24 protein-coding genes are annotated in these 26,156 nt (G+C 61.6%); 18 read left to right on the top strand and 6 right to left on the bottom strand.

Annotated elements, in window-relative coordinates; translation table 11 throughout:
* Positions 1 to 33: 33 nt before the first annotated feature.
* From ACSQ83_RS30130 to ACSQ83_RS30165, 8 genes are all read left to right on the top strand, one after another.
* Positions 34 to 900 carry an AzlC family ABC transporter permease gene (locus tag ACSQ83_RS30130; protein ID WP_436230651.1) on the top strand — a complete coding sequence of 289 codons (867 nt, stop codon included), beginning with the start codon at positions 34 to 36 and terminating at the stop codon, positions 898 to 900.
* The gene (locus ACSQ83_RS30135) at positions 897 to 1,220 is read left to right on the top strand and encodes an AzlD domain-containing protein (protein WP_414966581.1); all 324 of its coding nucleotides are present in this window, start codon (positions 897 to 899) and stop codon (positions 1,218 to 1,220) included. Before ACSQ83_RS30130 ends, ACSQ83_RS30135 begins: the two co-directional genes overlap by 4 nt.
* Before the next feature lie 464 nt (positions 1,221 to 1,684).
* Positions 1,685 to 2,875 (top strand): phosphoglycerate kinase, encoded by a 1,191-nt coding sequence (locus tag ACSQ83_RS30140; protein WP_165086774.1) that lies wholly within the window; start codon positions 1,685 to 1,687, stop codon positions 2,873 to 2,875.
* 439 nt (positions 2,876 to 3,314) lie between these two features.
* Positions 3,315 to 4,751, top strand: coding sequence for a pyruvate kinase (pyk, locus tag ACSQ83_RS30145; protein ID WP_414950295.1), 1,437 nt, complete (start codon positions 3,315 to 3,317; stop codon positions 4,749 to 4,751).
* A gap of 341 nt (positions 4,752 to 5,092) precedes the next feature.
* A complete protein-coding gene (locus tag ACSQ83_RS30150) occupies positions 5,093 to 5,995 on the top strand; it encodes a phosphoribosylaminoimidazolesuccinocarboxamide synthase (protein WP_414950261.1) in 903 nt (300 codons plus the stop codon).
* A 207-nt stretch (positions 5,996 to 6,202) separates the two neighbouring features.
* Positions 6,203 to 6,727: a 5-(carboxyamino)imidazole ribonucleotide mutase gene (purE, locus tag ACSQ83_RS30155; RefSeq protein ID WP_414966585.1), complete on the top strand. Its 525-nt coding sequence runs from the start codon at positions 6,203 to 6,205 to the stop codon at positions 6,725 to 6,727.
* Positions 6,728 to 6,800: 73 nt separating this feature from the next.
* Positions 6,801 to 7,988, top strand: a complete 1,188-nt coding sequence (locus ACSQ83_RS30160; RefSeq protein WP_436230652.1) for a 5-(carboxyamino)imidazole ribonucleotide synthase — start codon at positions 6,801 to 6,803, stop codon at positions 7,986 to 7,988.
* A gap of 5 nt (positions 7,989 to 7,993) precedes the next feature.
* Positions 7,994 to 9,016 (top strand): L-threonylcarbamoyladenylate synthase, encoded by a 1,023-nt coding sequence (locus ACSQ83_RS30165; RefSeq protein ID WP_436230653.1) that lies wholly within the window; start codon positions 7,994 to 7,996, stop codon positions 9,014 to 9,016.
* A 113-nt stretch (positions 9,017 to 9,129) separates the two neighbouring features.
* On the opposite strand, the gene ACSQ83_RS30170 is transcribed toward ACSQ83_RS30165, so the two are convergent.
* The 5 genes from ACSQ83_RS30170 to ACSQ83_RS30190 form a co-directional block, all read right to left on the bottom strand.
* Positions 9,130 to 9,402 (bottom strand): type II toxin-antitoxin system RelE/ParE family toxin, encoded by a 273-nt coding sequence (locus ACSQ83_RS30170; RefSeq protein WP_436230671.1) that lies wholly within the window; start codon positions 9,400 to 9,402, stop codon positions 9,130 to 9,132.
* On the bottom strand, positions 9,402 to 9,623 hold the full coding sequence (locus tag ACSQ83_RS30175) for a TA system antitoxin ParD family protein (protein ID WP_414950265.1): 222 nt from the start codon (positions 9,621 to 9,623) through the stop codon (positions 9,402 to 9,404). Before ACSQ83_RS30175 ends, ACSQ83_RS30170 begins: the two co-directional genes overlap by 1 nt.
* Before the next feature lie 155 nt (positions 9,624 to 9,778).
* The gene (locus tag ACSQ83_RS30180; protein ID WP_436230654.1) at positions 9,779 to 10,975 is read right to left on the bottom strand and encodes an SGNH/GDSL hydrolase family protein; all 1,197 of its coding nucleotides are present in this window, start codon (positions 10,973 to 10,975) and stop codon (positions 9,779 to 9,781) included.
* A 246-nt stretch (positions 10,976 to 11,221) separates the two neighbouring features.
* The gene (dacB, locus tag ACSQ83_RS30185) at positions 11,222 to 12,838 is read right to left on the bottom strand and encodes a D-alanyl-D-alanine carboxypeptidase/D-alanyl-D-alanine endopeptidase (RefSeq protein ID WP_436230655.1); all 1,617 of its coding nucleotides are present in this window, start codon (positions 12,836 to 12,838) and stop codon (positions 11,222 to 11,224) included.
* Between the two features lie 165 nt (positions 12,839 to 13,003).
* Positions 13,004 to 13,972, bottom strand: coding sequence for a LysR family transcriptional regulator (locus ACSQ83_RS30190; RefSeq protein ID WP_436230656.1), 969 nt, complete (start codon positions 13,970 to 13,972; stop codon positions 13,004 to 13,006).
* A gap of 134 nt (positions 13,973 to 14,106) precedes the next feature.
* Here ACSQ83_RS30190 and ACSQ83_RS30195 point away from each other — a divergent pair, with 134 nt between their 5' ends.
* The 9 genes from ACSQ83_RS30195 (at position 14,107) to ACSQ83_RS30235 (ending at position 23,752) form a co-directional block, all read left to right on the top strand.
* Entirely contained in the window at positions 14,107 to 15,417 is a 1,311-nt protein-coding gene (locus ACSQ83_RS30195) for an MFS transporter (RefSeq protein ID WP_436230657.1), read from the top strand.
* Between the two features lie 18 nt (positions 15,418 to 15,435).
* Positions 15,436 to 16,680 carry a Zn-dependent hydrolase gene (locus ACSQ83_RS30200; protein WP_436230658.1) on the top strand — a complete coding sequence of 415 codons (1,245 nt, stop codon included), beginning with the start codon at positions 15,436 to 15,438 and terminating at the stop codon, positions 16,678 to 16,680.
* 13 nt (positions 16,681 to 16,693) lie between these two features.
* The gene (locus ACSQ83_RS30205; protein ID WP_436230659.1) at positions 16,694 to 17,716 is read left to right on the top strand and encodes a histone deacetylase family protein; all 1,023 of its coding nucleotides are present in this window, start codon (positions 16,694 to 16,696) and stop codon (positions 17,714 to 17,716) included.
* A gap of 122 nt (positions 17,717 to 17,838) precedes the next feature.
* Entirely contained in the window at positions 17,839 to 18,501 is a 663-nt protein-coding gene (locus tag ACSQ83_RS30210; RefSeq protein WP_299708575.1) for a response regulator, read from the top strand.
* Positions 18,501 to 19,835, top strand: a complete 1,335-nt coding sequence (locus tag ACSQ83_RS30215; protein WP_414966591.1) for a sensor histidine kinase — start codon at positions 18,501 to 18,503, stop codon at positions 19,833 to 19,835. The genes ACSQ83_RS30210 and ACSQ83_RS30215 overlap by 1 nt, the downstream gene beginning before the upstream one ends.
* A 54-nt stretch (positions 19,836 to 19,889) precedes the next feature.
* Positions 19,890 to 21,437 carry a DegQ family serine endoprotease gene (locus ACSQ83_RS30220; protein WP_414950273.1) on the top strand — a complete coding sequence of 516 codons (1,548 nt, stop codon included), beginning with the start codon at positions 19,890 to 19,892 and terminating at the stop codon, positions 21,435 to 21,437.
* A 260-nt stretch (positions 21,438 to 21,697) separates the two neighbouring features.
* On the top strand, positions 21,698 to 22,213 hold the full coding sequence (locus ACSQ83_RS30225; protein ID WP_414950297.1) for a carboxypeptidase regulatory-like domain-containing protein: 516 nt from the start codon (positions 21,698 to 21,700) through the stop codon (positions 22,211 to 22,213).
* Between the two features lie 265 nt (positions 22,214 to 22,478).
* Complete coding sequence (locus ACSQ83_RS30230; protein WP_414950274.1) at positions 22,479 to 22,841, top strand: DUF427 domain-containing protein; 363 nt, start codon at positions 22,479 to 22,481, stop codon at positions 22,839 to 22,841.
* 146 nt (positions 22,842 to 22,987) lie between these two features.
* A complete protein-coding gene (locus ACSQ83_RS30235; RefSeq protein ID WP_436230660.1) occupies positions 22,988 to 23,752 on the top strand; it encodes a CoxG family protein in 765 nt (254 codons plus the stop codon).
* Here the strand turns inward: ACSQ83_RS30235 and ACSQ83_RS30240 are convergent, their stop codons facing one another.
* Positions 23,753 to 24,403: a TetR family transcriptional regulator gene (locus ACSQ83_RS30240; RefSeq protein WP_414950276.1), complete on the bottom strand. Its 651-nt coding sequence runs from the start codon at positions 24,401 to 24,403 to the stop codon at positions 23,753 to 23,755. It lies immediately after the preceding gene.
* Positions 24,404 to 24,857: 454 nt separating this feature from the next.
* On the opposite strand from ACSQ83_RS30240, the gene ACSQ83_RS30245 reads away from it, so the two are divergent.
* Positions 24,858 to 26,129, top strand: a complete 1,272-nt coding sequence (locus ACSQ83_RS30245; RefSeq protein ID WP_436230661.1) for an efflux RND transporter periplasmic adaptor subunit — start codon at positions 24,858 to 24,860, stop codon at positions 26,127 to 26,129.
* Positions 26,130 to 26,156 lie beyond the last annotated feature (27 nt).

Raw genomic sequence — 26,156 nt, forward strand, 5'->3', positions numbered from 1 at the left:
ACCGCACAAGCACACCGCGACTCGCACCAATCCATGTTCGACCAGCTGTCAGACCTTAACCGACGCGCGTTTCTCGATGGCGTCAAAACCCTCTCCCCGGCGGTTCCGGCCACGTTCTCGTGGGGTCTTGTCACAGGCATCGCGATGGCGAAGTCGGTGCTGACCGTGCCGCAGGCGCTCGGCATGTCGCTCGCGGTCTACGCGGGATCATCGCAACTGGCTGTGCTGCCGTTGTTCGCCGCCAAGCTTCCGCTCTGGACCATCCTGCTGACAGCCGCCATGGTCAACTTGCGGTTCGTCATTTTTAGTGCCGGGCTTGCGCCCCATTTCGCCTATCTGCCGTTGCGCCGCCGGCTGGTGCTCGGCTATTTCAATGGCGACATCATTTACCTGATGTTCCAGAAGCGTAATTTCCCGATCGGATATCAGCCGGGCAAGGAGGCGTTTTTCTGGGGCATGGCCGCGACGAGCTGGTCGTCCTGGCAGATTTCGTCCATAGCGGGAATCCTGCTCGCGAGCCTTTTCCCCGATAACTGGGGCCTCGAGCTTGCCGGCACGCTTGCGCTGATCCCGCTGATTGTCTCGGCGATTGCCACGCGCTCCACGCTCGCGGCCGTTGGCGTGGCGAGCGTGATCGCCTTGGTGGCGCTGGACTTGCCGTATCGGCTTTCGTTACCGCTGGCCGTGGCGGCGGCCCTGCTTGCAGGAACATTCGCCGATGTCATGGCCGAGAAGCTCGGAGCACGACGCAAGACCAGCGGCGGGACAAGGCGTGTAGACGTTGCGGAAAATCCCGCACCCCGTCACATCGAAACTGAGCCACTGAACCCCTCGTTCGATCCTTCATCCGGTCTCGACAAAGCGCCGGTCAGCCCCAAGGCCACCCGGAGCGCGCGGTGAGCGCCGCGCAAGTCTGGCTGGCTATAGGAGGAATGGGGCTGATCACGAGCATTACGCGCGCCTTGTTCCTGATCGGCGGTGAACGCATGATCCTGCCCGAACGTGTCCAGCGCGCGTTGCGTTACGCACCGGCTGCCGCTCTGGTCGCGGTCGTCTTGCCGGATATTCTGACAACATCGACCGGCCTGTCAGTCGCTTTCTCGAATCACGCGCTCTACGCGTCCCTCTGCGGTCTCGCCTGGTTTCTTTGGCGCCGCGGCATGCTGGGGACAATCGTCGTCGGCATGATCGTCTTTACGCTATTGCGGCTGTTCGCCTGACGCTGGTTTTGCTGCGGCGCGTCATGCAGCAAGTCATGCAAGCCATCGCAAACTCACCAATCCCGAATCCTGGGGATTTGCGTTTCCTGCGTCGGACGGGCATGGGTATCGGTTAAAATGGCGCTCTCGCTGTCGTATCGAATGAGGTCGAAACGTGTATCCGGCAGTCACCGCACACCAGCTTCACTCGCTCCATGCTTCGCTGCAACGCCTCGTTGGCCGGGCCTTCAGGGCACCGGCGAAAGGCGCGGCACGCCTCGTTTCGTCATCTTCGCATTACCTTGTTTGTCCAGATCGTTGTTCGACCCGTGCGACGTTGAGTACACGCCGGCTTGGCACCGGAATGGTTTTGAGCACTTCAATTTCCCCGTAGCGACCTTGTGAGCCCGCTGGCCTAAAGCCACGGCGCGCAGATTCAATTCGCCCGAACCGCTTTCCAATTACTCGCTCACCCGCTGACTCCCATGACGAAAGTATTGCGTTTCACCGATCTGATCGCCGAAGGCAAAGTGTCCGGCAAACGTGTTTTCATCCGCGCCGACCTGAACGTCCCGCAGGATGACCAAGGCAACATTACCGAAGACACGCGCGTGCGCGCCTCGGTGCCGGCCATTCAACAAGCGCTGGCAGCAGGCGCCGCCGTGATGGTCACGTCCCATCTCGGGCGCCCGACGGAAGGGCAGTTCAAGCCGGAAGATTCGCTCGCGCCGGTGGCGAAGCGTCTGGGCGAATTGCTTGGCCGCGATGTCCCGCTGATCGCCGATTGGGTCGACGGCGTGCAGGTTCAGCCGGGTCAGGTCGTGCTGCTTGAAAACTGCCGCTGCAACAAGGGTGAGAAAAAGAACGACGACGCGCTGTCACAGAAGCTCGCCAAACTCTGCGATATCTACGTGAACGACGCGTTCGGCACGGCGCATCGGGCCGAAGCGACCACGCACGGCATCGCGAAATATGCGCCTGTCGCGTGCGCCGGCCCGCTGCTCGCCGCTGAACTCGATGCATTGGGTAAGGCGCTCGGCGAGCCGAAGCGCCCGCTGGTCGCGATTGTCGCGGGTTCGAAGGTATCGACGAAACTCACGATCTTGAAGTCGCTGGCGGAGAAGGTGGACCAGCTGATCGTGGGCGGCGGCATTGCCAATACGTTCATGCTCGCGTCGGGGTTGAAGATCGGCAAGTCGCTGGCGGAGAAGGATCTCATCGACGAAGCCAAGACCATCATCAGCGAAGCGCGGGCGCGTGGGGCATCGGTACCCATTCCCAGCGATGTCGTGACCGCGAAGGAATTCGCCGCGACCGCCAAGGCTGAAACGAAAGCGGTAGACCAGGTTCAGGACGACGACCTGATTCTCGATATTGGTCCGGACACCGCCAAGGCGCTCGCCGCGCAGTTGGAGAAGGCAGGCACGATCGTGTGGAACGGGCCGGTCGGCGTGTTCGAATTCGACCAGTTCGGCAATGGCACGAAGACGTTGGCGGACGCAATTGCGAACTCATCGGCGTTCTCGATTGCAGGCGGCGGCGACACGCTCGCGGCCATCCAGAAGTACGGCATTCACGACAAGATTTCCTACATCTCGACGGGCGGCGGCGCGTTCCTCGAGTTCCTGGAAGGCAAGACGCTGCCGGCAGTAGAAGTGCTCGAATCGCGGGCCTGAGCCCATGAAACGAGCCACTCAGAAGAGCAATCGTCCCGAGTCCGTCGTTGCTGAAGTCGCTGAAGATAAAGAAAAGTTGGTTGCCGACGCTGGTTTGTCCGTGGCGGCAGAGATTGGATCGAGGGTGGCGGTCGGGAGCAACTCCATTCCCGGCCCCGCTCGCGCAGCGGTAAAGTCAAAGCGTTCCGCTGCATCGCCGGCCGGGCGTGGTTCGGATTCAAAGCAGGAAACAAGGAAAGAAATCAGAAAGGAAACGGCGGTCATGATTGGTGGCGCGAGTGCGTCGCTGATTCCGGTCGCCGGGCAGATATCGAATAGCCATCACAAAGCGACGCCGGCTCGAGCTGGCGCGCGTTCGCAGGCGGAGACAGCTTCATCCCCGTCGGCACACCGTACTCGCAGCGCTGTTTCAGGCGATACCACCCAGACGAGGAATTCCATGCATCGCGCTACAAAGATTGTCGCCACTATCGGCCCCGCTTCCAGCACCCCTGAGGTCTTGCTGCAAATGATGCAGGCAGGTCTCGACGTGGTTCGCTTCAACTTCTCGCACGGCACGGCCGACGATCATCGCCAGCGCGCGCAATACGTTCGCGATGCCGCCAAGCAATGCGGCCGCGAAGTTGCGTTGATGGCGGATCTGCAAGGCCCGAAGATTCGCGTCGGCAAGTTCGAAAACGGCAAGGTCACGTTGATCGCGGGCAATTCGTTTATCCTCGATGCTCGTTGTGAATTGGGCAATGACGAACGGGTTGGCCTGGATTACCCGGATCTGCCGCGCGACCTGCGCAACGGCGACGTGCTGTTGCTGAACGACGGGCTGATCGTGCTCGACGTGGTCCGCGTGATTGGCGAAGAGATCCACACCACGGTGAAAGTGGGCGGTGACCTGTCGAACAACAAGGGCATCAACCGGCAGGGCGGCGGCCTGACGGCGCCGGCGTTGACCGAGAAGGACATGGAGGACATCAAGACGGCGATGTCGCTGGGTGCGGACTTCGTGGCGGTATCGTTTCCGAAGAACGCCACTGACATGGAGATGGCGCGGCAACTGGCGAATATCGCGGGCGCGCCTTACGGCATCAAGCCGAAGATGATCGCGAAGATCGAGCGCGCGGAAGCCATTCCGGCGTTGCAGGGCATTCTTGATGCGTCCGACGGCATCATGGTCGCGCGTGGCGATCTGGCCGTGGAAGTGGGCAATGCGGCTGTGCCGGCGCTGCAAAAACGCATGATCCGGATGGCGCGCGAGTCGAACAAGTTCGTGATTACGGCGACCCAGATGATGGAGTCGATGATCCACGCGCCCGTGCCTACGCGTGCTGAAGTATCCGACGTGGCGAATGCCGTGCTCGACGGTACGGATGCAGTGATGTTGTCGGCGGAAACGGCGGCGGGTAAGTATCCGGTGACGACCATCGAGACAATGGCGGCCATTTGCCTGGAAGCCGAGAAGTCCGAACAGAGCGAACTGGACAAGGATTTCCTCGACCGCACGTTCACGCGGATCGATCAATCCATCGCGATGGGCGCGTTGTTCACCGCTTACCACCTGGGCGCGAAGGCAATTGTGGCTTTGACCGAGTCCGGCGCAACGGCGTTGTGGATGTCGCGGCATTGGTCGCACGTGCCAATTTTCGCGCTGACGCCGCGCATTGGCAGCGAGCGGACGATGGCGCTTTATCGGAACGTGACGTCGCTGCACCTCGATACGAACACCGATCGCGATGTTGCGCTTCAGCAGGCGCTGGAAGTGGTGGTATCGAAGGGATATGCCGCTCGTGGCGATATGGTCGTGTTGACGGTTGGCGAACCAATGGGCCAGGCCGGCGGAACGAACGCGATGAAGATCGTGCGCGTGGGCGATCCGTTTTAAGGTTTATCGCGCAGGCGGAGCGTTTACACGGCCCGCTAGACGATTTTTTTTGAGATGGCCATCCTCGACGGCGTGGCGAGCAGGTTTTCACTGCAGCCTCACCGTCGATGAACCAAAACCGGGCCGTCCGCCCGACGCGTTTACAATAGCGATGAGTCGCGCTTGTCGCCCGGTTTGTCGCCCGGTTTGCGCCGGGTATCAAACCGCAGAATGAATGCAAAGGCTGGCCCAGGGCGTATCCCAAGGCCAGCCGACACGAACCGCCGTTCCCGCAATTCCGGGGAACGGCGTGTTGGTTTTTTCTCTCAGCCTGATTTGCGGCACTTTTCCGGTAGATGACGATGTCCACCTCACATTCCCCGCTGTACGAATCCACGCTGAAATCGTTGCCCCTGCTTGGGCGCGGCAAGGTCCGCGACAACTACGCAGTCGGCCGAGATCAACTCCTGATCGTTACCACCGACCGCCTCTCCGCGTTCGACGTGATCATGGGCGAGCCCATTCCGAACAAGGGCCGCGTCCTGAACCAGATGGCCGATTTCTGGTTCGCGAAGCTCTCGCACATCGTGCCGAATCACAATACGGGCATTGATCCGGCAACGGTTGTCGCAGCCGATGAAGCCGATCAGGTCAAGGGCCGTGCCGTCGTGGTGAAGCGCCTCGAGCCGATCCTAGTGGAAGCGGTCGTGCGGGGTTATCTGGCCGGCAGCGGCTGGAAGGACTATCAGGCAACGGGTTCGGTGTGCGGCGTGGAATTGCCGCCGGGCCTGAAGAACGCCGAAAAGCTGCCCGAGCCGATCTTCACGCCGGCAGCGAAGGCGGAAATGGGCCATCACGACGAAAACATCACCTACGATGAGATGGAACGCCGGATTGGCACGGAACTCTCGGCGACCATCCGCGAGATTTCGATCAAGTTGTACAAGGAAGCGGCCGAGTATGCGGCGACGCGCGGCATCATCATCGCGGATACGAAGTTCGAATTCGGCCTCGATAACCGCGGCGAACTATTCCTGATGGACGAAGTGCTGACGGCGGATTCGTCGCGCTTCTGGCCGGCGGACGGGTATCAGGTGGGCACGAACCCGCCTTCCTTCGATAAACAATTCGTGCGCGACTGGCTCGAAACGCAATCGTGGGGAAAAACGCCCCCGGCGCCGAAGTTGCCGGATGATGTGATCGCGAAAACAGCCGAAAAGTACGAAGAAGCGCTGCAACGGTTGACCGGGCAGTCGCTGGCGTAAAGTTTCACGCGGCCGGGCCGGCGCGCGACGCCGCTTCGCTTATGCGGGCGGTTCCGGCGGCTTGGCCGCGCTTTAGATGACAGCAAAAACTGCCGGCAGTCAGCGTACGAAGGCAACAGACCCTGCACCGCCCGCAAGCTACCAACCAATCCAGATCACTCGAAAAAGGCCGCCGAAGGCCTGTTCACCCCAAAGGAATGCAGCACGATGAGCGAAGTCCAGACCGCCACCGCCCACACGCATGACACACCGTTGATCGGCGTGTTGATGGGTTCCAGTTCCGACTGGGACGTGATGAAAAACGCGGTCGCGATCCTGCAGGAATTCGGCGTGCCTTACGAGGCAAAGGTGATATCGGCGCACCGCATGCCCGACGAAATGTTTGCCTACGCCGAAAGCGCGCGTGAGCGCGGCCTCGTGGCGATCATCGCCGGCGCGGGCGGCGCGGCGCATCTGCCGGGCATGCTCGCTGCCAAAACTACGTTGCCGGTGCTGGGCGTGCCGGTATCGAGTAAGTATCTGAAGGGCGTGGACTCGTTGCATTCGATCGTGCAGATGCCCAAGGGCGTGCCGGTCGCGACGTTTGCTATCGGCGAGGCGGGCGCGGCGAACGCGGCGTTGTTCGCCGTCTCCGTGCTCGCTGTCACTCAAGCGGCCTACGCTGACAAACTCGCGGCATTCCGCGCGCGCCAGAACAGTGCGGCGCACGCGATGGTCCTCCCGCCGCTCTAAATGCAACGCAGCAGTTTCACGTAACACCTCCGGCACTTTTCCCGGCCCGAGACCGACTGACCGACCCCACAAGATGAACGCACATACCCAACCCAGTTCTCCCATCCAGCCGGGCGCATGGCTCGGCATGGTCGGCGGCGGCCAGCTCGGCCGCATGTTCTGTTTCGCCGCGCAATCGATGGGCTATCGCGTGGCGGTCCTCGATCCGGACGAGACGAGCCCGGCGGGTTCCGTCGCCGATAAACATATCCGCGCCACGTACGACGACCCCGCCGCGCTCACCGAACTCGCACGCTTGTGCGCGGCGGTATCGACGGAATTCGAGAACGTGCCGTCCGCCAGTCTCGATTTCCTCGCGAAAACCACCTTCGTGAGTCCCGCCGGCCGATGTGTCGCGATCGCGCAGGATCGCGTGGCGGAGAAGCGGTTTATCGCGAGTGCGGGCGTGCCGGTGGCGCCGCATGTGGTGATCGAGTCGCCGGAAGCGCTGGCCGCTTTGAGCGATGAACAGATCGCCGCCGTGTTGCCGGGCATCCTGAAGACGGCGCGGCTGGGCTACGACGGCAAGGGCCAGACGAGCGTGCGCAATGTCGATGAAGTGCGCACCGCGTATGGATCGCTCGCAGGCGTACCTTGCGTGCTCGAAAAGCGCATGCAGTTGAAGTTCGAGGTGTCGGTGCTGATCGCGCGTGCCGGCGACGGGAAGTCGGCTGTTTTTCCGCTCGCGCAGAACCAGCACGTCAACGGCATTCTGGCCAAGACCGTGGTGCCCGCGCCGGACGCGTCGCCTGCGCTTGTTGCCCAGGCTCAGGACGCCGCGCTGACGATTGCCGCGAAGCTCGATTACGTCGGCGTGCTGTGCGTGGAATTTTTCATCCTGGAAGACGGCACGCTGATCGCCAATGAAATGGCGCCGCGTCCCCACAATTCCGGTCATTACACCGTCGATGCCTGCGCCACCAGTCAATTCGAGCAGCAAGTCCGCGCGATGACCGGCATGCCGCTGGGCGACACGCGCCAGCATTCGCCGGCCGCGATGCTGAATATCCTCGGCGATATCTGGTTCGAAGGCACGAAAGCGCGCACGCCGCCGTGGCACGACGTGATCGCGTTGCCGACCGCGCGGTTGCATCTGTACGGCAAGGAAGAGGCGCGGGCCGGCCGCAAGATGGGTCACGTGAATTTCACCGGCGCGACGCTGGAAGAAGTGCGCACGGCGGCGCGTGATTGCGCGCGCATGCTGCACATTGCGCTGGATTGACCTCGATGACTTTTGAAGGTCCCACGGTCGCGCGGATCCAAGAGGCGGCGGCGCTACTCGACGCCGGGCAACTCGTCGCGTTTCCGACTGAAACCGTCTACGGACTGGGTGGCGATGCCGGGAATCCCGAGGCTATCGCCCGGATCTATGCGGCAAAAGGGCGGCCGTCGAATCATCCGGTGATCGTGCATCTCGCACCCGGCAGCGATCCGGCGTACTGGGTCGAATCCCTTGTCCCCGATGCGCAAACACTGATCGATGCCTTCTGGCCTGGCCCTCTCACGCTGATCCTCAAGCGCGCCGCGCACGTGCCGGCGGCGGTCAGCGGCGGGCAGGATTCAGTGGCGATCCGCTGCCCGTCGCATCCGGTCGCGCAGGCGCTGCTCACCGCCTTCAGCGCGTTGCGCGATGGTCATGGCGGCGTGGCGGGGCCATCGGCGAACCGGTTTGGGCACGTCAGTCCGACCACGGCGCAGCACGTCCGCGATGAATTCGGCACTAGCGTGCATGTGCTCGATGGCGGGGCGGCGAAGGTGGGTATCGAATCGACGATTATTGATTTATCGCGGGGCTTTCCCGCGTTGCTGCGGCCGGGTCATGTGAGTCCGCTGGAAATTGCGGATGTGCTGGGTGTGATGCCGCGTTTGCCGGATGGCACCGACGCCAGCGCGCCACGCGCTTCCGGCACGCTGAAAGCGCATTACGCGCCGCGCACACCGCTTAGCTTGTTGCCGTTCCCGGCGCTGGAACCGTTGCTCGCGGCGCATCCGTCGAGTGGCGGCAAGAAGCTGGCGCTGGTTGCGCGCGCCTCGAGTGCTGGTCGATGGGCGGACTCGCCCAACGTGCATTTTGTTGCCGCGCCCGATGATCCGCGGAGCTATGCACGCGAGTTGTACGGTCTGCTGCGCGCGCTCGATTGCGCTGATGTCGAAAGGATTTTGATCGAGACGCTGCCCGTATCGGCGGAATGGAGCGCGGTGAACGACCGGTTAGGGCGCGCGGCGGCGGCGTTTGAAGAGCAGGAGTAGGGGCGCGGCTGGCTAGCGTTGCTTCAGGCACGATCAGCTAAAGCCTTGCGATCATGGGTCAAGGCAGTGCTCGTTGCCTGACAGTGACGAATCGCAATATTTTCCGTGGTCTTCTAAAGCTTGAGGTCGCGGTAGAAGTTTTCGTGAGAACCCAAGCTCAAAAGCACCAACTCTGTCGACGACAACTGATACGACAGCAAAACCTCTTGTTTGTTGAGCTTGAATTTGTGGACGAAAACGCCCGCTAAGTCGCCCTTTTTTGCGACGCCGATATCGGGCGCCCCCAAGACTTCACGAATTGCATCTTCCACAATCTTCTTGTCGCGAACATGCAGTTTCTTTGCGGCTCTACCGAAGGTTGGGGTCGCGAGAATTTTCCGCGTCATCACGAAGAGAACTGATATTCCGCAAGCTGACCTGCCTTGGCTTCTTCGACAGCGAGGAGCGTGTCCTGGATGAACTGGACGGGAAGCTCAGGGTTCTCTTCAACCGCTTTTCCGAGTCGTGCCCAATGCTCAATTTGTTTTGGAACCGAGCGATGTTTTGCTGCCGCATGCGGCTTCGCAATCTCGACCAGTTCGTCCGATAGTTTGAGTGCCACAGCCATGATGAATGCCTCCCGAAGACGAAGGTGCATTTTGGCTCATAATGCAACCTTTTGCAACCCTGCATGTATCCTTGGAAGCCCCAAAATGCAAAACGCCCGGTCTTCATCGACCGGGCGTTTTGACTTCATCAGCTTATCCCGCTATCCAGCCGCGTTTATTTCCCCAGTCCGCTCGCAGCAATCTGCTGCTCCACGAACGTGGAGAACAGTGCGTGCAGATGCGTCGTCGGGTGGACCGTATCCGCGTACATGTACGTCTGGTCCGCGCCGGCCACCGTGTAGGTTTGCGGTGAGCAGAACAGCGACGTAGCGAATGCCGACGGGTCCGGCTCGCCGAGCTTGGTCGCAGCGGCGGTCATCGCGGCGAGATTACAGGCCGTGTCCGTATTCGATACCGTGAAGCCGTTCGCCTGGAAGTTCGCCTGGATGCCGTCGACCCAGGTGTAGGCATCGACGTAAATCACCTTCGACAACAAGCCCGACTGCTGCAGCGCGCCCTTCAGCGTGCCGTTGAACAACTGCGTCACTTGCGAGAAGGTCACCCCTTTATCGGCGCTCGCCAACCCTTCAGGCGCTCCGCCAATATCAGGAACCGCCGACACCACCACGTGCGTCGCACCGGATTGCAGCACCCGGCCAACCAACGTCGCCAGGTCGATTGCCGCCTGGCTGATGGCGGTCGTCGCGGCGGTCGTTGCCGCCGTGCCCGCTGCCTGCGCTTGCGCCGGCGTGATGGCGCCCGCGGCGAGCTGGGCCTGGATGCCCGCGGCTGTGGCTTGCGCCACGGCGAGGTTGTAGAAGATGTCGTTGGCGCCACCGTTCACCAGCACGAGCTGGTTGGCGTTGAACGAGCCATGCGAGCCGATGTACTGCGTGACCTGATCGTTGATCGGGATCGTCGTGGCTTGCGAGAAGTCGGCGTTCGCCGTGCCCGGCGTGGCATGGCCAACGCCAGGCTGCAGCGTCACGCGTGAGCCGCCTTGCGCGTAACCCAAACCGCTGGCCGGCGAAAGCGGGATACCGAAGCCGCCGGTGTTCGCCGGTGTCAGCGTGTCGCCGTAATACTGCGCCACGTTCTGGGTCCAGATCTGGCCGGGATTCGTCGTGAAACGCCCGCCGCCGAAGTTTGCCGCTGCGACCGGCGCATAAGTGCCGACGTCGGAGAGACTGTCGCCAAACGACACTACTTGCAGTTTCAGACCGCCCGCAGGCGTGTTGTTATTGTTGTTGTCGCTGCCGCCGCATGCAGCCAGCAGGGCAAACGCGGCGCATGCAGTGGCTGTTTGCACGGCGAGCAGCCAGCGCGGTTGACGCGCGGCGGGTTTCGTCAGGGCGGGTTTCATTGACTTCATCTCCTCGTTCCTCGTTTATCTGGTCATGTGGTCTGCACGCCGCGTCGAGGTTGCTTTCGGCTGGCTTTCCGCTTGGGCGTTGGCTTCGAACCTTCAAACGACAAGCACTGCGGACAATGCGTGTCGTCGGCCAATCGTGGCGATAGCTTACCGAATCTTTAAGAGGATTTGAGACTCTTTCCTACGAGGGTTTGCCTGTGCTTGCAGAGCGCGCATCCTCGGGTTCTAAGTCGCTACGGAACCGCTTCAGTCCGTCGCGCCCGTGCGACGCGCGCCTTCATACACCCACTCGAGCAACGCGTCATGCGCTGCCCGCGCCGCTTCGGAACGCGGATCGTTGATAAAGCTCACCACGACATAGCTTTCGCCGTTCTCCGCGCCCACGTAGCCGGCGATAGCCCGCACGTCGCGCAACGTACCCGTCTTGATGTGGGCATTCCCGCCCGCGCCCGCGTTCGTGAGCCGGTTGCGCATGGTGCCGTCCACGCCTGCAATCGGCAGCGACTCGATGAACACCTGCGCCACCGGGCTCGAATTCGCCGCCACCAGCAGGTCGGCGAGCGATTGCGCCGTGATGTGTTCTTCACGTGACAGGCCCGAGCCGTTATCGAGGTAAAGGCCGGTCATGGGCAGGGCGCTGCGATGGAGGAACGCTTCAATTGCCGCCGCTGATTTCTGGGTCGTCGCGGGCGGTTTGCCCATCGCGGCGCCGATGGTCAGGAACAAGTTGCGTGCCATCACGTTGTTGCTGAACTTGTTGATGTCGCGAACAATGTCCGACAGCACCGGGCTGCGATGCGTGCCGACCAGCCGCGCGCTGACCGGCGTCGGGCCTTCGCGCGTGGTGCCGTTGAACGTGCCGCCCGCCTGTTTCCACAGCGCGAGGAAGCCGCCGGCGAAGAAGGTGGAGTGATCGAGCGCGGCGACGTTGATGGTGCGCGGGCCGCATCGAAGCGGATAGTCGCCGATAAACGACGCCTGCACAAAACCGCCCGTGGTTTGCGCCACGCTCGGCGACGCCGCCGGCAGCGAGCCCGCGCAAGCGCCGCGCGTGACCTTCAATTCGTTGTCGATTTGCAACTGCGCGAGTTGCGGCAGGACATCGATAGAAACTTGTCCGTCCGAGTTCGGCGTCAGCGTGAACGACAGCGACTTGAACGCGTACAGCAGCGGGTCCGGGCCGACGTTGTACGGCGCGGTTTCGTCGGCGTCGAAGGCGGGGAGGTTGCGCGTGGAGGTGTCGAAGTAGCGTTTGTCCAGCACCAGCGCGCCGTCGATACCCGTGATGCCGTTGCGGCGAATCTGGTCCACCAGGTCGATGAGTTCTTCCGGCACGAGCTTCGGATCGCCCGTGCCCTGGATATACAGGTTGCCGTGAAGGACGCCGTTTGCATCGACTTCGCCGTCGGCGTAGGCCGTGGTTTTCCAGCGGTAATCCGGACCCAATAACGACAAACCCGAGTAGGTCGTCACCAGCTTCATGGTGGACGCGGGCATCATCGGCTCGGTGGCGTTGATCGCGACGAGGGGCACGCCGCCGCCGCCGATCCGTTCGACCACTACGCTCATCGATGAAAGCGGCACGTGGGCACGTGCAAGCGCCGCCATGACGGTAGCTGGCAGCGGGCCGGCCGGCACCTTTGGAACGGCGACGCGCTGTACCCCCTTCGACTTCTTCGCCGCTGCGCGCTTCGGCGTGGGTTTCTGTGCTTCCGTCCTTGAACCGCCGCCGTTACCGCCGCGCGCTTCGACGGGCGCGTTCACCGCGAAGGTGAAAGTTGCTGCGGCCAGGACCAGGGTCGCGGCTGCGCGCCAACGTTTGGAGAGTGGATTTTTCCTGTTCAGAAAGGCTGCTGTATACATGTGATCGGATCGTGATGAGGTGATGTCGTGATTTTTGCGGATTGCAGGGCGAGGGCCCCAAGCGGTGCGCGTATTGTATGGGGGTTCTGCTTACGGTTTGACGTTTGCGGGATTTCAGGCGGCGGCGGGTGCGAAGTCCTGCGTTCGAGGCTCAGCGTTTGAGGCTCATCGCGGCGCTAGTCGTTCGGGCAACGAATAACGCTGCATCGTGCGCTCCATGCCATCGAGAAACGCCTGCTCCGCAGCGTTCATCTTGCGCCCGCGATGCCACAGCAGGTCGACGTCGACATCTGCCAGACCCTCTTCCGGCGGCAATCGCCACAGGCGCTGTTGCGTGAGGTCGTCGCGGACAATGTGTTCAGGCAGGCAGCCAATGCCGTATCCCGCGAAGATCAGCCGCCGTACTTCGTCCAGACTCGGCGATGCCGCCACGATCCGGCCCGTGAAGCCGCGCTGGTCGCGAAAGACGGTGAGCGGCGACAGGCTGTCGCCAATCTGATCGCTCGTGAACGACACGAAGTTCTCCGCGAGCAAGTCGTCCATGGTCAGCCCGTGCCGTCCAAACAAGCGATGGTGCCGGCCACAAAAAATGGCATATCGCTGGCGCAGGAAACATCGCTGCTCGAGTTTATCGATGGGCGTGCGGCACAAACTGAGCCCTGCGGTCGCGGTTTTTTGCAGCAGCGACGAAATGATGTCCGACGAACGCATCACCTCGATATGCAAGTCGATACGCGGATACGTCCGGTGGAATTCAGCGAGAAACTCGTCGTACACGCCTGAATCGATGCGGCTCACGGTCAGCAGCCGGATCGAACCGGTGATGTCTTCGCTGCGGTCATCGAGCTCGGTTTCGAGCCGCGACATGTGGCCGTAGATATCGCTCGCGATCCGATAGACCTCTTCGCCTGCATGCGTGGGCTCGAAGTGCGGGCCGCGCCGCTGGATCAGATTGCGCCCAAGCGTGTCCTCCAGGCGCTTGAGCGCCTGGCTCACCGCCGGTTGCGTGAGGTGCAGGCGCGCGGCGGCGCGGCTCACGCTGCGCTCCTGCATGATTACCAGGAAGGTCCGCAGCAGGTTCCAGTCGAGCCGGTCGTTCAGGAACCGCGCGATGTCGACACGCCGTTGAGCCATAGTGGAAAGTCCTAGGTATTAGCCAAATTTATACGGCGAATAATAATTCGAAATTGGACTAATGTTTTATGGCTGGCGATAAAACACGCTGACCAGTGCAATAAAACAAGCAAACAAGCGAATCAGGAGCCAACGTGACCCCAGCATCCAGTTCGACTCGCCAGCCCGTACGCGCGGCGACCGCTGCTTTCATCGGCACGATGATCGAGTGGTACGACTTCTACATCTACGCCACCGCCGCCGCGCTTGTCTTCGGCGAGCTGTATTTCCCGTCGCACGATCCGTTCATCAGCACGATGGCGTCATTTGCCACGTTCGCCGTCGGATTCTTCGCGCGGCCGCTGGGCGGATTGATCTTCGGGCATCTCGGTGACAAGATCGGCCGCAAGAAAGCGCTGATGACCACGCTGATGATGATGGGCGTGGCCACCGTCTGCGTCGGCTTGCTGCCCGCTTATTCGAAGGTCGGACTGCTCGCGCCGGTGTTGCTCGTGTTGCTGCGCGTGGTGCAAGGCATTGCGGTCGGCGGCGAATGGGGCGGCGCGGTGTTGATGGCGGCCGAACATGCGCCGAAAGGACGCCGGACGTTTTTCGCATCGTTCGCACAACTCGGCAGTCCGGCCGGGCTGATCCTGTCGCTGATAGCGTTCCGCGCGGTGACATCCATGCCGCATGACGAATTCATCGCGTGGGGCTGGCGCCTGCCGTTCCTGATCAGCGCGGTGTTGCTCGTGGTCGGCATCCTGATTCGGATGGGCGTGAACGAGTCGCCGGAATTCGAGCGCGAGAAGTTGTCCAAGCGCACGGTTGAATTGCCGATTGCCGAAGTGTTCCGCACGTCGGGCGCGCTGGTCGCGTTTTGCATCGGCGCGAATACGATTGGTATTGCCGGCGTGTATTTCACCAACACGTTCATGATTTCCTACACCACGCAGTATGTCGGCGTGACGAAATCGCTGATCCTCGATTGCCTGTTTGCGGTTGCGATCATCCAGTTCCTCACGCAGCCGCTGGCCGCGTGGATCGCGGAAAAGATTGGCGGCGCGCGCTTCCTGAAGCTCACGGCGCTGTGCGCGATGATCTCGCCGTATCCCATGTTTATCCTCGTGCAAAGCGGCAACATGGTGTCGATGATTATCGGCATCGCGATTGCCGTCGTCTGCATGGCGAGCTTCTATTCGGTCATCGCGGGATTTGTCAGCGGCGTGTTCCCGGTCCGTGTGCGGTACTCGGCGATCTCGATTTCGTATCAGGTCTGCGGCGCGATCGCGGGCGGTTTGACGCCGCTCGTGGGCACCTGGCTTGCACACAAATTCATTGGGCAATGGTGGCCGCTGGCGGTGTTTTATACGTGCCTCGCCGGGATCTCGCTGCTGTCGATCGTCGCGCTTGACGCACTGAAACATCGTCGCGCCGATGCTCCGGAAGCGCTGGCTACTCGCTGAATCAAAGGATAACGAAGCATGTTGAAAATCGATGGCCCGCGCTTGTGGGCAAGCTTGATGACCATGGCGAAAATCGGCGCGACGCCCAAAGGCGGCGTACGTCGCCTTGCGTTGTCGGAGGAAGACCGGCGCGCTCGCGAGCTCTTCGCCACGTGGTGCCGTGAAGCGGCAATGTCCGTGCGTACCGATGAAGTCGGCAATCTGTTTGCGCGTCGTGAAGGCTCCGATGCGAAGGCGAAGCCCGTGCTGATCGGCAGTCATCTGGATACGCAGCCGGAAGGCGGTCGCTTCGATGGCGTCTATGGTGTTCTTGCCGCGCTCGAAGTGGTGCGTACGTTGAACGATCATGGCGTGGCGACGGAGAAGCCCATCGAGATCGTTTCGTGGACGAACGAAGAGGGCGCGCGTTTTACACCGGCCATGCTCGGGTCGGCGGTGTTTGTCGGCGCAACGCCGCTGGACACTGCGCTGAAAACGAAGGACGCGGAAGGCGTGACGTTGAAGGAAGCCTTGAAGCAGATCGATTGCGCGGGAACACGCGGGCTCGGCGTGCAACACGTCGATTCGTATTTCGAAGCGCATATCGAACAGGGGCCGATTCTGGAGAGCCATGGCAATCCGATTGGCGTTGTCACCGGTGGTCAGGCGATCCGCTGGCTTGATGTCGAAGTCACCGGCGTTGCCGCGCACGCCGGTACGACGCCGATGCCGTATCGGAAAGATGCGTTGTTTGCGAGCGCGGCAATGGCGCTTGAACTTGAAGCTATCGCGCAACGTTTCGCGCCGCTCGGTCTGGTCACGATCGGTCAGATGGACGTGCCGAATTCATCGCGTAACACCATTGCGGGGCGCGTTGCGTTCACCGTCGACCTGCGTCATCCCGACGATACAAAAATTGACGCGATGGAACACGAAGCGCGCGCGGCCTTTAGCAAGATCGCCGCGCAAAGAGGACTCGAAGCCGGCATCTCAACCTACTGGAAAAGCCCGGCGACGCCGTTTGATTCCGGTTGCGTCCATCTCGTTGAAGTAGCTACGAAATGCCTGGGCTATGCCTGCGAGCGCATTGTGAGCGGCGCGGGCCACGACGCCATCCACCTCGCGCGGCACGTGCCCACGGCCATGGTTTTCATCCCGTGCGTGGACGGCCTGTCGCACAACGAAGCCGAGGACGTGCTCCCGGAAGACGTGACGTGCGGCGCGAATGTCTTGATCAATGCAGTACTGGCGCGCGCGATGATTGGCGCGACGGTTGACGCATAAAAAGGAACGGTCAATGCTGACTTACTTTCACCCCTCGCAACTCAAGCATCATCCAAGGACCTATCTTTCTCGCGGTCAGATGCGCACGCCTCAGGAGATTCCTGAACGCGCATTGCGTCTGGTCGAGGCGTCGAAGGCAATGGGTTTCGATGTCCGCGAACCCGCCGACTTCGGCGCCGCGCCGCTTGCCGCCGTGCATGGCATGAACTACTTGCGCTTCCTTGAGGAAGCGCATCGCGAGTGGAAAAAGATGCCCGCTGAATGGGGCGACGAAGTGATGTCGAATGTGTATGTCCGCGAGAACAATCCGCTGCGTGGCGTGCTTGGGCAGGCAGCCCGTTATCTCGCCGATGGCAGTTGCCCGGTCGGCCCCGATACCTACGAATCTGCTTACTGGTCGGCGCAAAGCGCGCTTGGCGGGGCGAACGCGATCCTGGACGGCGCACGCGAGGCGTACGCGTTATGCCGGCCGCCGGGGCATCATGCGCGCGCCGAAGCGGCGGGTGGTTTCTGCTACCTGAACAACGCGGCTATCGCGGCGCAGGCGTTGCGTGCTAAGTTCGGCCGCGTCGCCATCCTGGACACCGACATGCATCACGGTCAGGGCATACAGGAAATTTTCTATGATCGCAGCGACGTGCTGTATGTCTCCATTCACGGCGATCCGACGAACTTCTATCCGGCTGTAGCAGGCTTTGACGACGAGCGCGGCGAGGCGGCGGGCGAGGGTTACAACGTGAATCTGCCGATGCCACATGGTTCGCCGGAGGAGGTGTTTTTCGATTCCCTCGATACCGCCGCACGCGTGCTTGCGCGTTTCCAGCCTGACGTTTTAGTGCTGGCGCTCGGCTTCGACATCTATAAGGAAGATCCTCAATCGATGGTCGCAGTCAGTACCGAGGGTTTCGGCAAGCTGGGCCGTCAAGTTGGCGCACTGAAATTGCCGACGCTGATCGTGCAGGAAGGCGGATATCACATCGATACGCTGGAGGTGAATGCGCGGGCGTTCTTCGACGGGTTTAGCGCGGGGCGTTGAACATTGATGGCGTCCCCTTGCGGCGCCCCCTTGTCTTAAGGCCCTTTTAAGCCCGCGTTAACTCGTCCCGGCTAGAATGATCGTCCGGGCTGCAAAGCCAAGACTAGCCGTGACCCAAAGCGATGCGAATCCTACTGGTAGAAGACGACAGAATGATTGCGGAAGGCGTCCGCAAGGCGCTGCGCAGCGATGGATTCGCGGTGGACTGGGTACAGGACGGCGAAGCTGCGCTGACCGCGGTCGGCGGCGAACCTTACGATCTCATGCTGCTGGACCTGGGACTGCCGAAACGCGACGGCCTCGACGTACTTAAAAGCCTGCGAGCAAAAGGCAACGCACTGCCTGTACTGATCGTCACCGCCCGCGACTCCATCGCCGACCGTGTTAAAGGACTGGACGCCGGGGCCGACGACTACCTCGTCAAACCCTTCGACCTCGACGAACTGGGCGCGCGCATGCGCGCCCTGATTCGCCGCCACGCCGGCCGCGGTGATTCGCTGATCCGCCACGGCACATTAACGCTCGACCCGGTGGGCCACCAAGTCACGCTGGAGGGCAACGCCGTTGCTCTGTCGGCGCGCGAATTCGCGCTGCTCGAAGCGTTGATGGCACGCCCGGGCGCGGTGTTATCGAAGAGTCAGCTTGAGGAAAAGATCTACGGCTGGGGCGAGGAAATCGGCAGCAACACGGTCGAGGTCTATATCCATTCGCTGCGCAAAAAGCTTGGCCCCGACCTTATCCGCAATGTCCGTGGACTCGGTTACATGGTGTCGAAGGAAGCCTGATGCATTCCATTCGACGCCAATTGCTGGTCTGGCTGCTGGCACTGGTGATCGTCGGCGTGGGGTTTGCGGGCTGGCTGATCTACCGTCAGGCATTGGCCGAAGCGAACGAACTGTTTGACTATCAACTGGAACAGATCGCGGCCGCGTTGCCGTCGGAGCCGTTTTCGTCCGTGCTGCAATCGCGCAGCGATAGCGATGAAGGCGTCGTGATCCAGATCTGGAACCGCAACGGCGTGCTCATGTATTACTCGCACCCGCGCGTACCGCTGGCGCCGCACGCAGAACTGGGCTTTTCCACCGAATCCACGCCGCGCGGTGTATGGCGCGTGTACAGCGCCATTGTTGGCGATAACGTCGTCCAGCTTGCGCAGCCGTTATCCATCCGTAACCGTCTGGCAGCGGGCGTTGCGTGGCGAACCTTGTGGCCGCTTGTGGTGCTGTTGCCGCTGCTCGGTCTCGCCATATGGATCATCGTCGGACGAGGGCTGACGCCGTTGCAACGCGTGACGCGCGCGCTCGACACGCGTCATCCTGAGGCGCTGGAACCTCTTCCCGATAACCGCTTGCCCGAAGAAGTCGTCCCCGTCGTGCGCGCGTTGAACGCGCTGCTCGCGCGTCTCGCGACTGCGCTCGATACGCAAAAGGCTTTCGTCGCCGACGCGGCCCACGAACTTCGCACGCCGCTTGCCGCCGTGCAGATCCAGTCGCAACTGGTGGCGCGCGCGAAGGACGACGAGTCGCGCAAGGAAGCGCTCGACGACTTGCAAGCGGGTATCACCCGTGCCACGCGTCTGGCTGAGCAACTGCTGGCGCTCGCGCGTTCGGAGCCTGACGGCAAGAGCGAGACCAAGCCGGTAGATCTGCACGCGTTGCTGGACGAATGCGTGGGCGCATCCGTGCTGGTGGCGCAACAGCGCGGTGTTGACCTCGGCATTGAAGCGAGCGAACCCGCGACTATCTCCGGCGACGCCAATGCGTTGCGCGTGATGTTCAACAATCTCATCGATAACGCCACCAAATACACGCCGAGCGGCGGCCGCGTGGACGTCTGCCTGCAGGTGGAAGGCGGCGATCCTACAGTGGAAATAGCGGATACGGGCCCCGGAATTCCCGCCGATGAACGCGAGCGTGTGTTTGACCGGTTTTATCGGGTAGGACCGGGTTCCAGCCGGGCGCGCACCGACGTCGCGGGCAGCGGTCTTGGCCTTGCAATCGTGCGCCGGATCGCCATGCAGCATGACGCGAAAGTGTCGCTTGCCGAATCGAAAAGCGGCGGTTTACTGGTCGCTATTCAATTCAAATCGGCTTTAAAAGGCGCTTTAAGTACCCTTTAAGCGGCGCCCCGTACTCTTCGTTTCATCCTGAAGCGCATCCCCGAGGAGCACACGATGAAAGCGAAGATCATTTCCCGCAGCGCCATTGCGATAGCCGTTGTGGTTGCCCTGTCGGCGGGTTACGTCGCGGGCAACCGCAACGTGCCGGCACCGCAAGTCATTGCGCCGGCCCAAGCCGCGATGATGCCCGCCGAAGCCGCTGCCAAGACCGGTATCCCGGATTTCTCCGGCCTGGTCGAAACTTACGGCCCGGCGGTCGTCAATATCAGCGCGAAACACGTGGTGAAGACCGCGTCGCGCCGTAATGGCATGAACGGCGGGATGAACGGCGGCGCGAACGGTGGCAATCCGCAATTGCCGATCGATCCGAGCGATCCGTTCTATCAGTTCTTCAAGCATTTCTACGGTAATGGCGTGCCCGGCATGGGCGGAAACGACGGCCAGAACGCCGCCGATACCCCCAGCGAAAGCCTGGGTTCAGGTTTCATCGTGAGCAGCGACGGTTACATCCTGACGAACGCACACGTGGTCGATGGTGCGAACGTCGTCACGGTCAAGACCACGGATAAACGCGAATATCGCGCGAAGGTGGTTGGCGCCGACAAGCAATCGGATGTCGCCGTGCTGAAGATCGACGCGAAGAACCTGCCCATCGTCAAGATTGGCGATCCGAACGGCAGCAAGGTCGGGCAGTGGGTGGTCGCCATCGGCTCGCCTTACGGTTTCGATAACACCGTGACCTCCGGCATCATCAGCGCGAAATCGCGCTCGTTGCCGAACGAGAATTACACGCCGTTCATCCAGACCGACGTGCCGGTGAATCCGGGTAACTCGGGCGGCCCGCTCTTCAACCTGCAAGGCGAAGTGATCGGCATCAATTCCATGATCTATTCGCAGACCGGCGGCTTCCAGGGACTTTCGTTCGCAATTCCGATCAATGAAGCCATGAAGGTGAAAGACGCGCTGGTGAAGACCGGTCATGTGGATCGCGGCCGTCTTGGCGTGACCGTGCAGGGCATGGACCAGACGCTCGCGAAGTCATTCGGCTTGCAAAGCCCGAACGGCGCGCTGGTGAGTTCGGTTGAAGCAGGCGGTCCGGCAGCGAAGGCCGGTCTCCAGCCCGGCGACGTGATTCTTTCAGTCGACGGACAGCCAGTTGCGGACTCGAACGCATTGCCGTCGCAGGTGGCGGCGCTCGCGCCGGGAACCACGACTAAAGTGCAGGTCTGGCGCGATAAGGCCACGAAGGACCTGAGCGTGACCGTGGGCACGTTGTCCGACGCCAAGACCGCGAGCACGGGCAAGGGTGCGGATCAGGGCGACTCGGCATCGCAAGATGCACGGCTGGGTGTTGCGGTCCGGCCGCTGACGCCTGAAGAGAAGCAAAGCGCTTCGCTGTCACGCGGTTTGCTCGTGCAACAGGCGGGCGGCGCGGCGGAAAGCGCGGGCATCCAGGCCGGCGATGTGATCCTGGCGGTCAACGGCCAGCCGGTGACGAGCGTGCAGCAATTGAAGACGATGGTGGCTCACGCTGGCGACAGCATCGCGTTACTGATCCAACGTGACGACGCGCAGATCTTCGTGCCAGTGGATTTGGGTTGATTGCCACATGATGTAAACATCGGCCGATGCAAAAAGAAGCAGGGCGGCGCGCGGTATGAAGCACGCACCGGCGCCGTCCGAAAAATAGGGTGGGATGCAGGCACGAACCGTGCTCATAGCTTCTCTCCCAAGCCGCTTGGCCCGACCGCCCAAAACGTTGAGTGCTGGACGGCAGGAAAAGCGGAACGCCGATGAAGGCGTCTGAAGTCCATAAGGAGCTGATCACGATGACCAAGACGACTAAAGCAGCGATTGAAGCAATGACTGAAGCAAACGTAAGTTCGTTAACTAAACATCAGCGGTCAGCCGGCAGGAAGGCGGCCATTGCCGTGCTAGCGGCTGCGATGACGTTCGGCATGGCGGGCGGCGCGTTCGCCCAGACCGCGGGCGGGGGCACGAGCGACATGAGCAGCGCCGGCAATACGAACGGCGGCGGGCTGCCGCAGGTTCAGACGCAGGGCGACGTGTCATTCACGTCCGGCGGCGTGGGACTGGACGAATCGCATGCGCTGATTCGCGAACAGGCGCATTGGCCGCTCTCGTTGCGCTTCACGGGGCCGACATCGGACTATCTCTCTGACGTCCACGTGCGGATTACTGACGCGAAGAACGCGGAGGTGCTCAAGACCGACGCCATGGGACCTTACATGCTGGTGAAGCTGGCGCCGGGCCACTACACGGTTTATGCCAAGTACAAGGATTCAGAAAAGAAGCAAGGGGTGACGGTCGCCGGCAACGGCAAGGCCAAAGCGGATTTCCATTGGTCCATGCAGTAAGCGTTCAAACACATTAAATCGACCACGGGCGCGCTATGAACCACAGTACGCAAAACCGCATATGAAACGAAGGATTGCGGCGCTGATTTAAATGTGGTCCAGAGTGTGGCGCAGGTACCAAAGTCGATAGCGGGGGCTTGCACAAGCACCCCGAAGTTGTCTCATAATGAAAGCCACGGGTCCCGGAAAACCCGTGGTTTTTTTTATGTCGCTGCTCCATACGCGAGGGCGGCGGTTTCGTATTTCCTGGTACCGGGAGCGCGCGATGAGCACCGACACCCATCACATTGAAATTTCGTTGAATACGCGTCGTCATCGCGTCATTCATCAGGGCGTGACGTTCGCCGACACGCATGCGGCCCTGACCCTGATCGAAACAGGCCACGATCCGGTGCACTATTTCCCACGTGCCGATGTCAACATGGCGCGCATGTCGAAATCCACGCACACCTCGCATTGCCCATACAAGGGCGACGCAACGTACTACCATCTGCTGACGGAAGACGGTCCTATCGAAAATGCCGTATGGAGTTACGAGCAGCCTAAAGCAGGCGTCGAGAAAATTAAAAGTTATCTGGCGTTTTATCCGTCGCGAGTGGATCGTATCGACGAAACCGCTGGTGCCTGAATTGTTGAAATGCCAGGTCAAATATTAAAACAATGGGCGCCATGCGAATTGCGTGGGACCAGCATAAGCGCATGGGACCAAAGTAAGCGCTAAAGCGCCAACTCTGTCGACAGCGCCAACGCGGGTCGACATTTTGGGAGGGCCCGATGGAAGTAGCCGATGCCTTACGCATTCCGCTCGAACCCGCTCAGGTGCGCGAGGCGTTGGGCGATCTTGCGCTGGTGCGCGCGAGTATCGATAACTGCGAATCGCTGGTGCGTCTTGCCGGCGGTGAATACACGCTGAGGCTGACGGTGCCGCTCGGCGCGCTGCGGGCGCATTATGCGATCCGCGCACATGTAGCCGATGCCACCCGTTTGCCGCGCCACGACGGCCATTCCGGCGATGTCGACGCGCAAACCCTCAGTTTCAAAGCGCGCGGTGAAGGCGTGGGGTCGTTGCGCGGACAAATAGCGGTGGCGCTGATTCCGGATTCGAACGGCGCATCGACGTGGATTGAATACACCGTCTGGGCAACGCTCACCGGGCCGCTTGCAGGCTTGCCGCCACGCCAGATAGAAAATTCACTTCGTCAAGTCGCCGACGATTTTTTTATCGAATTCTGCGAAGTCGTGCGCGCGAAACATGGCCAGCCGTCCGCGGTTGTGCCCGAACCCGCGGTCTCGCGTCGCCATGTGTTCTTGCGGCCGATCAGCATGTCGGCGGCGTTCGCGCGTCACAGCGCCCCCGCGGCACAAAAATCCCGCGCGGCGGCAACGGCGGACGCAATTGGCGGCGTCCTGCGGCACCGCTTGCCGGGTCACGCGCCTCGTCATCCGCACCCGCACAGCTTGCCCGCCTGGGCGTGGGCCGCAATGGTCTGCTGCGTGGCTATATTCCTGTTCCTCGCGCAGCGATACGGTCTTCGATAACTACGAGGGTTCGCCGGTGCGCAGCAGCATGTGAGGGCTGTAGCGCATGACGTCGAAACAGGAATCGATCAGGCGTTCCGCATCGTTCTTGAGGTCGATGCTCTCCGGCCAGATCAGGGAATCGTAAAGAATGCCGGTGAAGAGCGCGTGCAGGATAGTAGTGGCGTGATGCGTATCGAGCATGGCCGGCAACTGGCCTTTATCGACTGCGTTGCGCAGTCCGCGCTCGATCTTCTCCTTCCCCTCGCGCATGTTCGTCTGATGCCGCTCGCGCACCGGCCCCATGTCTTCCACGAATTCGCATTTCAGGAACAGGATGTCGAACACGCGCCGGCGCTGCTCGTCGAGCGCGATATTGCGCATGCACCAGATGAAGATGTCGCGGATCCGGCCGAGCGGATCGGCCTCCTTGGTGTCGAGTGTAGCTTCGACCAGTTCGTCGAGCGGTAACAGGCTGCGGTCGAACATGGCCGTGAACAGATCGCCCTTGTTCGCAAAATGCCAATAGATTGCGCCGCGCGTGACACCGGCTTCCAGCGCGATGTCCGCCAGCGTGGTGCGCGAAACGCCTTTCTCGAAGAACACCCGCTCGGCTGCATCGAGAATACTATTGCGCGTTTCTGCCGCTTCTTCCTTGGTTCGTCTGACCATTAGTTAGTGGGTTCCAGCTTGCCTGCCAGCGATCGTTTTACCGCCGTCTTACATTGCATTGCAGCGACGTCATGCTTTTGTTCATCGCTCGCCAGCCCTTCGAGACGAATCCCCTCGCACTGCTCTTGTTCACGTACGATCGTCTCTTTTACGTTCGTTCATGAATGTATATACAATACCATCCGTCCAACGATAGCCCAAGTAGCACTGACCGGTTAATATCCGACACAGCTTTCAATCCGCCGTCCGTCCGCGTGGCCCTCCCAAGGCCGTTGTCAGCGGCAGCCGTCCTCAGAGACGGCTCCAGGCGCCGCGGACGAACGAAAAGTCGGGGCACTGGTTTATGCGCCCATTGGCTACTGGTAAGCGTCTCCAGACGCTCGTAGCGGCCCGCCCGTAGAAGGCGGCCGCGCACTTATTTATTTCAATCTCAGTCTTTGACAGAGGTCGCTCCATGCGCGTCGAACGGGTTCCATTCCGCTTAATCAGTGCCGCGACGGCTGCCGTGATTCTTGCAGCCTGCGGACAAAAACCAGCAGCACCGCCGCCCCAGACACCCGAAGTCGGGGTCGTCACCATCCAGCCCACCACCGTTCCTGTCGTGAGCGAACTGCCGGGCCGCACGAGCGCATTCCTCGTCGCCCAGGTTCGTGCACGGGTCGACGGCATCGTGCTGCGTCGTGAATTCACAGAAGGCGCGGAAGTGAAAGCGGGCCAGCGGCTCTACAAGATTGATCCGGCACCGTACATCGCGGCATTGAATACGGCGAAGGCAACGCTCGCCAAGGCGCAGGCCAACGTGGTCACGCAGAACGCTCTGGCGGCGCGCTACAAGATCCTCGTCGCGGCGAATGCAGTCAGCAAGCAGGACTACGACAATGCCGTGGCGACTCAAGGTCAGGCCGTAGCCGACGTCGCGTCGGGCAAGGCTGCTGTCGACACTGCGCAGATCAACCTGGGTTACACGGATGTAGTGTCGCCTATCACGGGCCGCACGGGTTTGTCGCAAGTCACGCCGGGCGCTTACGTGCAGGCTAGCGCCGCCACGTTGCTCACGACGATCCAACAACTCGATCCGGTTTATGTCGACTTGACGCAATCGAGCGTGGACGGCCTGAAGCTTCGCCGTGACATTCAGGAAGGCCGCTTGCAGACCGGCGGCGTTAACGCCGCCAAGGTCACGCTGATCCTGGAAGACGGCCGTACATATACGGAGCCGGGCAAGTTGCAGTTCTCCGATGTAAGCGTGGACCAGGGCACCGGTTCGGTCACGGTGCGCGCGATTTTCCCGAACAAGGACCGCGTGCTGCTGCCGGGCATGTTCGTGCGCGCCCGCATTGACGAAGGCGTGAACGACAAGGCGCTGGTAGTCCCGCAAGTCGGCGTGACGCATGACCAGAAGGGCCAGCCGACGGCGCTGGTGGTCGGTCCGGACAACAAGGTGGCATTGCGCCAGCTCGTGACGTCGGGTACGTACGGCGACAAGTGGGTCGTGGATAGCGGCTTGAACGCGGGCGATCGCGTAATCGTGCAGGGTACGGAAAAAGCGCGGCCCGGTACGACCGTGAAGGCTGTCGACGCACAGCTTCCGGCTCAGGCGGCTCAACCGGCATCCGGTGCTCCGGGTGCGGCTTCCGGCGCGGCTCCGGCGGCAGCGGATGCTGGCGCCAGCGGCGCGGCGGCTTCGAGCAACCCGGCACCCGCATCCGCGGCATCAGGCGCGTAATCAGGCGCAATAAAAGGGAGCCTGTTT

Origin of the sequence: Caballeronia sp. LjRoot29 (assembly GCF_964252755.1) — a bacterium.
GTDB lineage: Bacteria > Pseudomonadota > Gammaproteobacteria > Burkholderiales > Burkholderiaceae > Caballeronia.

Excerpts from the sequence above, each read along its gene's own strand:
- ACSQ83_RS30190 (WP_436230656.1), bottom strand. The coding sequence starts at position 13,972 with ATGGCTCAACGGCGTGTCGACATCGCGCGGTTCCTGAACGACCGGCTC.
- ACSQ83_RS30225 (WP_414950297.1), top strand. The coding sequence starts at position 21,698 with ATGACTGAAGCAAACGTAAGTTCGTTAACTAAACATCAGCGGTCAGCC.
- ACSQ83_RS30140 (WP_165086774.1), top strand. The coding sequence starts at position 1,685 with ATGACGAAAGTATTGCGTTTCACCGATCTGATCGCCGAAGGCAAAGTG.
- ACSQ83_RS30205 (WP_436230659.1), top strand. The coding sequence starts at position 16,694 with ATGCTGACTTACTTTCACCCCTCGCAACTCAAGCATCATCCAAGGACC.
- ACSQ83_RS30175 (WP_414950265.1), bottom strand. The coding sequence starts at position 9,623 with ATGGCTGTGGCACTCAAACTATCGGACGAACTGGTCGAGATTGCGAAG.
- ACSQ83_RS30150 (WP_414950261.1), top strand. The coding sequence starts at position 5,093 with ATGTCCACCTCACATTCCCCGCTGTACGAATCCACGCTGAAATCGTTG.
- ACSQ83_RS30130 (WP_436230651.1), top strand. The coding sequence starts at position 34 with ATGTTCGACCAGCTGTCAGACCTTAACCGACGCGCGTTTCTCGATGGC.
- ACSQ83_RS30230 (WP_414950274.1), top strand. The coding sequence starts at position 22,479 with ATGAGCACCGACACCCATCACATTGAAATTTCGTTGAATACGCGTCGT.
- ACSQ83_RS30170 (WP_436230671.1), bottom strand. The coding sequence starts at position 9,402 with ATGACGCGGAAAATTCTCGCGACCCCAACCTTCGGTAGAGCCGCAAAG.
- ACSQ83_RS30215 (WP_414966591.1), top strand. The coding sequence starts at position 18,501 with ATGCATTCCATTCGACGCCAATTGCTGGTCTGGCTGCTGGCACTGGTG.
- pyk (WP_414950295.1), top strand. The coding sequence starts at position 3,315 with ATGCATCGCGCTACAAAGATTGTCGCCACTATCGGCCCCGCTTCCAGC.
- ACSQ83_RS30165 (WP_436230653.1), top strand. The coding sequence starts at position 7,994 with ATGACTTTTGAAGGTCCCACGGTCGCGCGGATCCAAGAGGCGGCGGCG.
- purE (WP_414966585.1), top strand. The coding sequence starts at position 6,203 with ATGAGCGAAGTCCAGACCGCCACCGCCCACACGCATGACACACCGTTG.
- ACSQ83_RS30160 (WP_436230652.1), top strand. The coding sequence starts at position 6,801 with ATGAACGCACATACCCAACCCAGTTCTCCCATCCAGCCGGGCGCATGG.
- ACSQ83_RS30220 (WP_414950273.1), top strand. The coding sequence starts at position 19,890 with ATGAAAGCGAAGATCATTTCCCGCAGCGCCATTGCGATAGCCGTTGTG.
- dacB (WP_436230655.1), bottom strand. The coding sequence starts at position 12,838 with ATGTATACAGCAGCCTTTCTGAACAGGAAAAATCCACTCTCCAAACGT.
- ACSQ83_RS30235 (WP_436230660.1), top strand. The coding sequence starts at position 22,988 with ATGGAAGTAGCCGATGCCTTACGCATTCCGCTCGAACCCGCTCAGGTG.
- ACSQ83_RS30245 (WP_436230661.1), top strand. The coding sequence starts at position 24,858 with ATGCGCGTCGAACGGGTTCCATTCCGCTTAATCAGTGCCGCGACGGCT.
- ACSQ83_RS30210 (WP_299708575.1), top strand. The coding sequence starts at position 17,839 with ATGCGAATCCTACTGGTAGAAGACGACAGAATGATTGCGGAAGGCGTC.
- ACSQ83_RS30240 (WP_414950276.1), bottom strand. The coding sequence starts at position 24,403 with ATGGTCAGACGAACCAAGGAAGAAGCGGCAGAAACGCGCAATAGTATT.
- ACSQ83_RS30200 (WP_436230658.1), top strand. The coding sequence starts at position 15,436 with ATGTTGAAAATCGATGGCCCGCGCTTGTGGGCAAGCTTGATGACCATG.
- ACSQ83_RS30180 (WP_436230654.1), bottom strand. The coding sequence starts at position 10,975 with ATGAAGTCAATGAAACCCGCCCTGACGAAACCCGCCGCGCGTCAACCG.